Annotated in this window: 9 protein-coding genes and 1 tRNA gene; 5 read left to right on the plus strand and 5 right to left on the minus strand. The window is 60.2% G+C overall.

Features of this window, described 5'->3' with window-relative positions:
• The first annotated feature begins 180 nt into the window (after positions 1-180).
• From RTX98_RS00215 to RTX98_RS00230, 4 genes are all read left to right on the plus strand, one after another.
• Positions 181-729, plus strand: coding sequence for a cytochrome b/b6 domain-containing protein (locus tag RTX98_RS00215; RefSeq protein ID WP_312793768.1), 549 nt, complete (start codon positions 181-183; stop codon positions 727-729).
• Positions 726-1,370, plus strand: coding sequence for an isoprenylcysteine carboxylmethyltransferase family protein (locus tag RTX98_RS00220; RefSeq protein WP_312793769.1), 645 nt, complete (start codon positions 726-728; stop codon positions 1,368-1,370). The genes RTX98_RS00215 and RTX98_RS00220 overlap by 4 nt, the downstream gene beginning before the upstream one ends.
• A gap of 174 nt (positions 1,371-1,544) precedes the next feature.
• On the plus strand, positions 1,545-3,206 hold the full coding sequence (locus RTX98_RS00225; RefSeq protein ID WP_312793771.1) for a phosphoethanolamine--lipid A transferase: 1,662 nt from the start codon (positions 1,545-1,547) through the stop codon (positions 3,204-3,206).
• Positions 3,203-3,592: a diacylglycerol kinase gene (locus RTX98_RS00230; RefSeq protein ID WP_312793772.1), complete on the plus strand. Its 390-nt coding sequence runs from the start codon at positions 3,203-3,205 to the stop codon at positions 3,590-3,592. The genes RTX98_RS00225 and RTX98_RS00230 overlap by 4 nt, the downstream gene beginning before the upstream one ends.
• A gap of 29 nt (positions 3,593-3,621) precedes the next feature.
• Here RTX98_RS00230 and chrA read toward each other — a convergent pair whose 3' ends face one another.
• Complete coding sequence (chrA, locus tag RTX98_RS00235; RefSeq protein ID WP_312793900.1) at positions 3,622-4,851, minus strand: chromate efflux transporter; 1,230 nt, start codon at positions 4,849-4,851, stop codon at positions 3,622-3,624.
• 252 nt (positions 4,852-5,103) lie between these two features.
• On the minus strand, positions 5,104-5,952 hold the full coding sequence (locus RTX98_RS00240) for a nitroreductase family protein (RefSeq protein ID WP_312793773.1): 849 nt from the start codon (positions 5,950-5,952) through the stop codon (positions 5,104-5,106).
• 123 nt (positions 5,953-6,075) lie between these two features.
• Between RTX98_RS00240 and RTX98_RS00245 the strand changes: the two genes are divergently transcribed.
• A complete protein-coding gene (locus RTX98_RS00245; RefSeq protein WP_312793774.1) occupies positions 6,076-6,975 on the plus strand; it encodes a LysR family transcriptional regulator in 900 nt (299 codons plus the stop codon).
• A gap of 139 nt (positions 6,976-7,114) precedes the next feature.
• Here the strand turns inward: RTX98_RS00245 and RTX98_RS00250 are convergent, their stop codons facing one another.
• The 3 genes from RTX98_RS00250 to RTX98_RS00260 form a co-directional block, all read right to left on the minus strand.
• Positions 7,115-8,023: a dihydrodipicolinate synthase family protein gene (locus tag RTX98_RS00250; RefSeq protein WP_312793776.1), complete on the minus strand. Its 909-nt coding sequence runs from the start codon at positions 8,021-8,023 to the stop codon at positions 7,115-7,117.
• A gap of 608 nt (positions 8,024-8,631) precedes the next feature.
• Positions 8,632-8,708, minus strand: a tRNA-Arg gene (locus RTX98_RS00255).
• A gap of 261 nt (positions 8,709-8,969) precedes the next feature.
• Positions 8,970-10,102, minus strand: a 1,133-nt coding sequence (locus RTX98_RS00260) for an adenine deaminase C-terminal domain-containing protein (protein WP_312793778.1), incomplete at its 5' end; no start/stop codon positions are given.

Here is a 10,102-nt window from a genome sequence, read left to right on the forward strand (position 1 = left end):
CGGTATAGCGGGGTAGCGCACCGAGCGAAAGCTGACCGCCGTTCAGGTTGCTGTCAGCTTCGGCACGCAGAAGCGGCTCGATCGGATCCTTCCGAGGGAGTCTCCTGTGAACGTAAATCTCGCGCTGCCTGCGCTTTTCGACACCTCGGCAATCGGCGGCAACAAGAAGGCGCAGTCGCGATGACGCGCGGCAGGACTTTCTATGTCTGGGATCCGCTTCAACGCTTGTTCCATTGGGCGCTCGCTGCAAGCTTCGTGCTCTCGATCGTCGTTGACGCGCACCGCCATCCCGTCCTGCATCGATGGCTTGGTTGCATCATGATGCTGCTAGTCCTCTTCCGGGTCGTCTACGGCGCCGCGGGACCGCACTACGCGCGCTTCTCACATAGTGTGCGCAGCCATCGCGAAACCCTTTCTTATGCCCGCTGTCTACGAAGTGGCCGGGAGAAGCGATACCTCGGCCATTCGCCGCTCGGCGGACTGATGGCAATCCTTCTCCTTGCCAACATCGGACTCCTTGCCCTCTCCGGCTGGATGCTTGGAACGCCGCCGGATGGACCGGGCTCCGGAATGCTCCTCGCACACCGAGTGATTGCGATGGAAACGCTGGCTCTCATCATCACCCATGTCGGCGCCGTCCTCTGGGCTAGCCGCCGCCGTCAAGAGAATCTGACTCTGTCGATGCTGACCGGCCGCAAGCGCGAGCCCAGCCGAGGTGACATCCTATGAACCTGACCATGGATATTGGACAGCCTGCCAAAGGTGCGTCTTTCACTTCGGTCGATCAGAAGAAACGCGTGTTCTTTTTAAGGATGCTTTCCACAGCCCTAGGACTTGCGCTGCTTGCTTCTCAATCTGGATGGAGCACTTCGGTACAATCGAGCCTGTGGTGGGCCGGACTGGCATTTGGCACCATCTGCCTCTTTGGCCGGATCTGGAGCATCCTCTACATCGGACCGGTGAAAAGCCTTGAGCTTGTGCGGAATGGGCCTTTTGCGATGACGCGCAACCCCCTTTATTTCTTTTCCAGCATCGGCGCCGCTGGCATCGGCTTGATGTTCGGATCGATTGGCGCTGCCGTCCTGCTGTTCGCCCTTGCAGCCCAGATCTTCGCCATCACCGCACGCAAGGAAGAGCGTTTCCTCGATCGTCGTTTCGGCACCGCTTACCGGGATTACTGCAGGGTGACTCCGAGGTTCTGGCTGAACCCTTTGCGGTTCAATCTCAACCGCAACCTGCATCTCGATGCAGCTTCAATCGGGCGGACCCTCGTCGACGGCATGTGGTTCCTCGCGCCCTTGCCGATCGTTGTCCTGCTCAACGACCTTCATCTGCACGGCGTCGTGGCGGCGCTTTTCACCCTCTACTGAAGCCGCGCAAGAACAGACCGCCTTCGCGGCTGCCTTGAGCCGTTAGCACCGCTCCTGCCGCCCGCCTGCCGTCCCTCGTTCCGGCTAGCCCAGCTTTGCGCATCGGAACGCGGCGCGGGATCGAAGAACAAGTCGGTCCCTGCCCTCTTCTTCCAACAACATCAGAGTTCGACAATGAAGCTTTCTCGACCGCGGGTCGGAAGCGTCACGATGGCCGTGATCGTATCCGCATACCTGCTTGTGCTGACGAACAGGACCTTCCTCGACAAGGGCCTGGACTATTTCAGCGGGCACGAGGCTCAGTTCGCAGGCCTGGTGCTTGCGGTGTTATTCCTTTCGGTAGCCGTGCTGACCAGCCTGTCGCTGAAATACCTGATCAAGCCTGCTTTCATCCTGCTGGTGCTGATTGGAGGCTCCGCATCCTATTTCACGGATGCGTTCGGCACGATCTTCGACCGTGACATGATCCAGAACGCCATCGTCACCACGCCGGGCGAGGCGCACAACCTTCTGACGCCTAACTTGTTCGTTCATCTGGCCTTCTACGTCGTCCTGCCCATCCTTCTCATTTCGTGGACCCGGATCGTGCATCGGCCCTTCCGCTCTAAGCTACTGCACAACATGGCCGTCATTGTTCCGTGCGTTTTCGGCGCATTGGCGATCGTTGCGCTGAACTATCCCGCTTTCGCTTCTACCTTCCGCGAGCGCGGCGACCTCCTGATGACACTCAACCCCGGCGGACCGATCGTGGGTGCCGTAAAATATGCCCGTAGGCTGGCGAAGGAACGCAACATCGTCGTCGCCCCTCTCGGCAGGGATGCGAAACAAGGCACTCGCCTTGCATCCGCGCAGCTGCGGTCCCTTACCGTCATCGTCGTCGGCGAGACGGCTCGTGCGCAGAACTTCAGCCTCAATGGCTATGCCCGCAACACCAATCCAGAACTTGCAAAGCGGTCGGTTCTGAACTTCACCAATACATCGAGCTGTGGAACGGCAACGGCGGTCTCGCTCCCCTGCATGTTCTCGATTTATCCGAGATCGACTTACTCGGGTCCTAAGGCGCTCGCGACGGAGAACCTTGTGGATGTTCTTACCCATGCCGGCGTCAAGGTCGACTGGTTCGACAACAACACCGGCAGCAAGAACGTCGCGGATCGCATCAGCTACGAGTTCCTGCCGAATTCCAACGACACGCGATTTTGCAGCGAAAACGAATGCAAGGACGCGATTTTGGTCGAGCGGCTGAAGACCTACCTGCAACAGCGGCCCCAAACAGGGGATGCGGTTGTGGTGCTGCACCAGTTGGGCAGCCATGGGCCAGCCTATTACAAGCGATATCCGGCCGATTTTCAGCACTTCGGACCAGCCTGCACGACCGCGCAATTCGCCGATTGCCGACAGGAAGAGATCGTCGCTGCTTACGACAACACGATCCTTTACACAGACCACATTCTTTCCGAGGTGATCGATCTCCTGAAGGCCGAAGATCCGCAAACAGCCACAGCCATGATCTATATGTCAGACCACGGCGAGTCACTTGGCGAGAATGGGTTTTATCTTCATGGAACCCCCTACTTCATGGCGCCCGAAACCCAGACCCACATTCCTTTCATCGCATGGCTGTCGCACCCCTATGCCCAGGCAAACGGTCTCGACATGAAATGCTTGGAAGGGCAACAGGACCGCGCCTTCTCGCACGACAACCTCTTTCACACCGTCCTCGGCCTTACCGACGTTTCAGCCGAATTCTACGACCGGGCACTCGATGCTTTCGCGTCGTGCCGAGGATTGGCGGGAAAGATCGCCGGCGATGCAAAAACGGACGGCCCATCGTGACAAGGCAACCCGAAGACCTGCCAGCCAAGCCCCTGCCAAAGAGAGGGCTGCCCCATGTCTTGGCAGCGGCTACATATTCTCTTGGCGGGTTCCGACGGTTGCTTGATGAAACAGCCTTCCGACACGAGATCGGCGCCTGTCTCGCAGTTCTCAGCCTCTTTGCGGCGGTTGGCGTACCCGCCTGGCATTATGCGGCGCAGGCCATCTTGTTCCTGATCCTGTTTGCCATCGAAGCCTTGAATACAGCGATCGAAGTGCTCGTGGATGAAATATCTTCCGGCTATGCCGAGTTCGCGCGGCACGCCAAGGATCTCGGATCGTTCGCGGTCTGTTGCCTGCTCACGGCAAATGGCATCCATGCCGCAGGCGCGGTTTTCCTGACCTAGCCGGCGAATAGCGCCGTTCCGAACCGAAGTTAGTAAGTCGCGATTAGCTTTCCTCCGAGCGCTCCAACGACCACGACGAGCCAGGGCGGCGCCTTCCAGGCGACCAGAAGCACGAAGCAGATCACTGCCAGTGCAAAGGAAGCCCCATCAACAATAGCGCTTGCGAAAACGGGATCGTAAAGCGCTGCGCCTAAGATCCCGACGACCGCGGCGTTGGCTCCGCGCATCATCGCCTGCACCGTCGCCCGCCTGCGAAGCACATTCCAGAACGGCAACGCGCCCAGAAGAAGAAGAAAGCCAGGCAGGAAAACCGCTGCCAGTGCGATCGCGGCGCCTGCCATACCGTTAGGCGATCGCTCTAGCACGGCACCCAGATATGCCGCGAAGGTGAACAACGGACCGGGCACGGCCTGAGCCGCACCGTAGCCGGCAAGAAATGAGTCGGCGGCGACCCAGCCCTTGCCGACGGTCTCGGCTTCCAGAAGGGGCAGAACCACGTGACCGCCTCCAAACACTAAAGCGCCCGATCGAAAGAAGGCGTCGAACACTGCGAGCTCTTGCCATCCGCTTGTGGACGCGAGCCATGGAAGCCCCGCAAGCAAAAGCAGGAATGAGGCAAGGCAACCCAGGCCGACCCATGACGAAACCCCGAAGACGTGGTGAAGGGGTGCGGGCACTGCGTCGTCGCGGCACCATGCAAATCCCACAGCAGCGCCGAGCGCGATGGCGGCAGCCTGCCCGAACGCGCCGGTCCAAAGAACTAGAACGAGGATCGCAAGGAGGGCAATCGTTGCCCGTGGTCGATCAGGACACAGGTTTCGAGCCATGCCCCAGACCGCCTGCGCGACAATTGCCACCGCAACGATCTTCAGCCCGGACAGGAAGCCATACCCTGTCGATCCATCAATCAGGTCAGCAGCATACGCGAACGCCAACATGAGGATCGTCGACGGAAGCGTGAAGGCGGCAAAGGCAGCAAGCGCTCCAGGGATGCCCGCGCGCAGGAGGCCTATCGCAAATCCAACTTGGCTGGACGTGGGACCAGGCAGGAACTGGCACAGGGCTACCAGATCGGCAAAGCCGCTCTCGGTGACCCAACTACGGCGTTGTACGAACTCATCGCGGAAGTAGCCAAGATGCGCAATGGGTCCGCCAAACGCGGTCAATCCGAGCTTAAGGAAAACGTGAAAGACCTCGCCAGCCGTACCATTTGAATCGGATGCTCGTTCAACTGCCCCATCGGGAACGCCTAGCACAATCGTCAACTTCACCCGCCAGAGTCGCACAACCCAGCGACGCCTCCTATTGTGACCTCCCACCCATGACAATCGGATGACGTCCGCTATTCACCGGATCTGCCCGAAGCCAGACTGACAGCTTCCCACCATCCCTCGCCGTACCTGATCCAGGAAGCGACGCCCGAGAGCGGCTGGGCAGCATTCGACCCCTTGCAAGCCGAGAAGCACGTCTTGCGGGACCACCGGAAAGCATGGTGCATCGGAAAGGTCGCCTCAGCGCAGTTTGAAGCCGTGTTCGGCGATCACATTGCGAAGATTCGCCCGCCCACTCATGTAGGCAAGGCTCGTCCCCGACTCGCGAACGGCATCCTTCCACGCCTTCGGACGCATACCCTGCTCTTCGCGGAAGCGTTTGTAGGCGGCCTCGTAGCCGTGCAGCGCGGATCGGAATCCTTCCCGGTCGTAGCGGTCGTGGTGCAGCATCACCGACTGAGGCAGACGCGGGCGTGACGCGCTTTGCCGGGACGGATCAGGCCGCCCGACCGCCATGCCGAAGGTAAAGAAGCTGTGGTCTGGCAAGCCAATGATCTCGGCGACTTCCTTTGCGGCGTTACGCAGGACGCCGAGGAACACGACCCCGAGGCCGATGGACTCCGCCGCCAGCGCCGCGTTTTGGGCGGCAAGCGCGGTATCGACCGCCCCCATCAAGAAGGCGTCGAGATACTCGAGTACCACGGGCTCGTCGCCCCGCTCGCGCGTGATGGCGGCCGAGCGTGAAAGGTCCGCGACCCAGAGCAGCAGCGCGGGCGCCTCCTCGATCCACGGGATGCGGTCGGTCGGGACGGTACGGGCGATCGTCTTCGAGATGTGCTGTTTAAGGTTGGCATCCGTCACCGCGATGACGCTCCACTGCTGGAGGGCCGACGACGTCGAGGCCGACTGCGCCGCAGCGACCATTGTCTCAAGCGAGCCATCGGGCAACGGCTCCGGCAGGAAAGTCCGGACCGACTTGTGAGCGAGTTGTGCCTCCACCACGGCATTCCAGATGACGTTGTCCGGCTTCGGCTGGTCGCCGTAGCGCTGATGAAGGAGGGCGGCGTGGCGCTCGGCGCGGTCGGTCATGGCAAGGCTCCGTTGGTGTTGCCCTTCAGGTAGTCGGAGCCTGCGCGTTCGTGTAGCGTGGTTGCCGTGAAGATAGTGTTCGCACACGTGGACAATCGAGGCTTATAGCGATAGCAGGCAGGCATGGATCAGTTCGCCGCCATCCGGGTCTTCCTGCGAACTGTTGAGGCGGGATCGATGACCCGAGCGGCCGCCGACATCGGGATGCCGAAGTCGACGGCGAGCAAGCTTCTGTCCCAGCTCGAAGCGCACCTCGGAACCAAACTGCTTCAGCGCTCGACGCGCGCCTTCGCCCTGACCGCCGAAGGAAGCGAGTACTACAAGCGGGCCGGATCGCTTCTCGCCAACCTCCACGACATCGACGCGGATCTCCGGCAGCGGGGCAGCGGCCTGAGCGGACGGATCCGGATCGACCTGCATTCGGCCATGGCGAACACGTTGCTGATCCCGGTGCTCGGCCAGTTCCGCGACCGCTATCCCTACATTCAGGAGGTGGTGGGTATCAGCGACCGACCCGTCAGCCTCATCGGCGAAGGGGTGGACTGTGTCGTGAGGCTGGGCCGCATGTCGGACACCTCGCTAATCGCAAGGACGATCTACGAGGATCGGCTTATCACCTGCGCCAGCCCGGCCTATCTCGAGGGACATCCGCCTGCGACGGACCCGAGGCAACTTCTCGAAGGTCATGAACTCGTAGGGTACTTCTCCGCGGCGACGGGAGAGGTGAAGCCGATGGTGTTTGAGAAGGACGGGGAACACGTTCAGATCGGTGCCGCTCATGTCATGGCGAACGATAGCACCGGGCACGTCAACATGATCCTGAACGGGTTGGGGGTCGGCCAGACGTTTGCTTCCACGGTGAAGCCGCATCTGGCTTCCGGCGCCCTCGTGCGGGTCCTGGACGACTGGACCAACGGTTCGGAGCCGATCTCCGTCCTTTACCCGCCGGCCAAGCGGTTGAACGCTCGGGTGCGAGCATTCATTGATTGGCTGGTAGAGCACCTTGAGGGCGGGCGGAGATGACGAAAAGGTCGGTGTCCACTCAGACCGACTCTTGCCGGAAAGCAGATCGACTGCTTCCACCACGTCTCTCTGCAAGTGATTGGAGAAGCAGACGCTGAAAGCTGTCCAAACGCGACTTCATTGCGGCATTCAAAAGCCTTCAATCTGCGTACTTCATAGCCGACGTGAGCACATCCAAAGCATGATCGATTGCATCACGCTCACTGGAAGGGAGGGGCAAGATCGGCCGAGGCGGCAAAATCCTGCCGACGCCCTGAGCCTCTATGATCCCATACATCACACGGAAACTGCCGAACTTTTGGAACAACGTCCATAGCGGCTGAAGCGCCGCGTTAAGGCGCTCGACGGTCTTCCGATCGCCGGTTTTTGCCGCCCGTGTCAGTGCAAGGGCTTCTTCGGGCAACAACCCTGCGATGACGCTATACCATGTGTCGCATCCCGCCAGCAGCGCATCGGCAGCACCCCAGTCGCCACTATAGCCAATCGAGAAACTGCCGGGTGTCCGCGCGCGAAGCCGATGCAGCTCTCCCCTGAAGTCGCCATCGGCAGCGAGCGGCATCTTCACGGCGTTAACGTTGGGAAGGCTTGAAAGGCGTATAATCAGGTCGTCCGTAAAGCTAAAACGCGTGGTGCTGGGATTGTTGTAGATGCAAAGCGGCAGTTCGCCAGCCTCGGCCACGGCTGCGAAGTGCTGGAACACCTCTTCGTCGGTGAGAGGCGTGTAGGACATTGGAGCCAGCAGCAAGCCATCCGCACCAGCCGCCCTGGCGTCTTTCGCAAGCTCAGCCGCAACATCCGTTCGCAATGCACCGACGCCGACAATGATCGGCACTTGTCCGGCGACATGATCCACGGCCGTGCGGACAGCGACTTGCCGTTGTTCGCGAGACAAGTAGGCATATCCTCCAGTGCTGCCAAGCAATCCAATGCTGTCGGCTTGAGCTGCAACTATCCGGTCGAGCAATCGGCCAAGTAGCGCCTTCTCCACATTGCCCGCCCTATCGGTAGGTGTGAGGGGGAAAGCCGATAAACCATGAAAGAGGGACATAGGCGGTGCTTGCCCTCACGAACGAGAAAGCCGAACGGATTATGAAACATCTCTACCTACGGGCATCACCAGTGGCAGTAAATGTCCGCTTCAGTGGAGCAGCGCCGATAAAACTGCCGTTTGGGCATCCACCATCTCTCCCGTTCAGGATTGAGGAAGCTGGTACCTGTAAGCAGCCTCGCCGAAACCGACCTACTTCGGTCAAAGGTTGTTCAATGGATCGTGCTTGATACTGGGACATCGCCGAAATGCGCACAAAAGAAACTCCATTCAAAACTTGATGGAACAGGTGCAAGCAAGACCCAGTTTTTCGTCATCTTAGACGTTTGTTGTACCTTCCTGTCCGAGCTGTCGCGCGCGATCCAACGCGCTTGGGTCGATGCCGCGCTGAAAAGCTTGGTGGCAAAATCGAAGGTAGGGGCGAACGCCGTCGGGGATGAAGCGATCTCGATGCTGAATAAGGCCTACTTGCGAGGAGACCGCTTCATCATTGCTCCTCTAGCAGCTTCTGAGTGGTCTAAACTAAGCCGGAGTCAATCTACGTCGAATGCCTGGTCTTAGCTCGTTTAATTAAGCCGCCGAGCATCCAATTTCTCGCGGTAATGAAATGGCGCACCCGACACGATTCGAACGTGTGGCCTCTACCTTCGGAGGGTAGCGCTCTATCCAGCTGAGCTACGGGTGCCTGTTGCTTACGCGATGCTTACGCGAAAAACTTGTAGGTTGAAAGCCCACCGGCTTCTCACGCAAACCCTTGTAAACAAGATTCTTTTTTGTATCTCCCAAACACCATCGACCGTTGACAGCAGCCTTCGGAGGGCAGCGCTCTATCCAGCTGAGCTACGGGTGCATGCCGGGCGCGGATCGCGCAGGTCGTGCATAGCTGAAGGTGGCGTGAGCTTCAACGACTATCGTGATGGAATGGCGCTAAATACCAGTGGCGCTTCTAGAACTGGTGCAGGTCGAACAGGCTACGCAGTTCACCTGTCGCGCCGTCGCCAATGCCCATGTCGGTGACGCGCGGACCAGGATTGCAGGCGAGGCTTGCGCCGACCAGAGCCTTGAAGGTTCGCACGGGCGGAAGCCAGTCTGCGACTTCAGCCGCAGCATCGCGCAGCTTTGTGAGCGCCTCGGCGGTCTTGGCAACCGGTGCGTCGGACAACAATCCACAAACGGGAAGCGGAAGCAGCGCGATCACCTTGCCGTCCTTCGCCACCGCCATGCCGCCGCCACAGGCGATCAACGCATTCGCGGCCGCGGCCATATCGGCGGGATCGCGACCAAAGACGTTCAGGTTGTGGCTATCATGGGCAATCGTTGTGGCGATTGCGCCGGTCCAGGATCCCCACTCGTCCAGAACGCCGAGGCTCGGCTGGGCGCTGCGCTTGGCGTGGCGATGCACCACGGCCATGACGAGCTTGTCTTCGGGCAGATCAAGGACGCCGTTCACCACGGGCACCGTCAGCCGCTGCCATTCGGTGAAGCGAGGACGGTAAACGGTGTTGATCTCGACCGTGTCGCCAGTTTCTGCAGGCGCGTAGAGGGTGAAATCTTCGGCCGTCAGCGGGGCAAGCTTCACAGTATCGGTGAAGGCGGTGGTTGGCTCGCCGGGTGTTCCTGCCAGCAATTGGCCGTTGCGCGCGGCTTGCTTGCCTGACACGAAGACGCGCTGCACAGCAAAACTCTCAAGGTCCGCCAAAACCACGATGTCTGCTCGACGTCCCGCAGCGACGCGCCCCAGATCCTCGCGACCCAAGCGCATGGCGCCGTTCAGCGTGCCAGCGCGCAGTGCATCGATTGCCGGCATGCCGTGACCGACGAGGCGGTGGATGTGATCGATCATGCCGCCGACTTTAACGAGATCGTCGGGAAAGATGTCGTCCGTGCAAAGCGACAGCGTTTGCGGCACTTGCGGCAAAGTCTTGAGGGCTGCCACGACGCCCGGCAGCACATAATCGTGCGAGCCCCGCAGCTCTACGGTAAAGCCGGCCCGCAGCTTTTCCAGCACGTCGTCGCCCGAAGTAATTTCGTGGTCGGAAGCGATGCCGGCTGCGGCGAAGCCTTGGAGATCCGCGCCCT

This window comes from Tianweitania sp. (assembly GCF_032053605.1).
Taxonomy (GTDB): domain Bacteria; phylum Pseudomonadota; class Alphaproteobacteria; order Rhizobiales; family Rhizobiaceae; genus Tianweitania.

Bases quoted from the DNA above. Each gene is read 5' to 3' on its own strand.
- RTX98_RS00215 (WP_312793768.1), top strand. From the start codon at position 181: ATGACGCGCGGCAGGACTTTCTATGTCTGGGATCCGCTTCAACGCTTG.
- RTX98_RS00220 (WP_312793769.1), top strand. From the start codon at position 726: ATGAACCTGACCATGGATATTGGACAGCCTGCCAAAGGTGCGTCTTTC.
- RTX98_RS00225 (WP_312793771.1), top strand. From the start codon at position 1,545: ATGAAGCTTTCTCGACCGCGGGTCGGAAGCGTCACGATGGCCGTGATC.
- RTX98_RS00240 (WP_312793773.1), bottom strand. From the start codon at position 5,952: ATGACCGACCGCGCCGAGCGCCACGCCGCCCTCCTTCATCAGCGCTAC.
- RTX98_RS00245 (WP_312793774.1), top strand. From the start codon at position 6,076: ATGGATCAGTTCGCCGCCATCCGGGTCTTCCTGCGAACTGTTGAGGCG.
- RTX98_RS00250 (WP_312793776.1), bottom strand. From the start codon at position 8,023: ATGTCCCTCTTTCATGGTTTATCGGCTTTCCCCCTCACACCTACCGAT.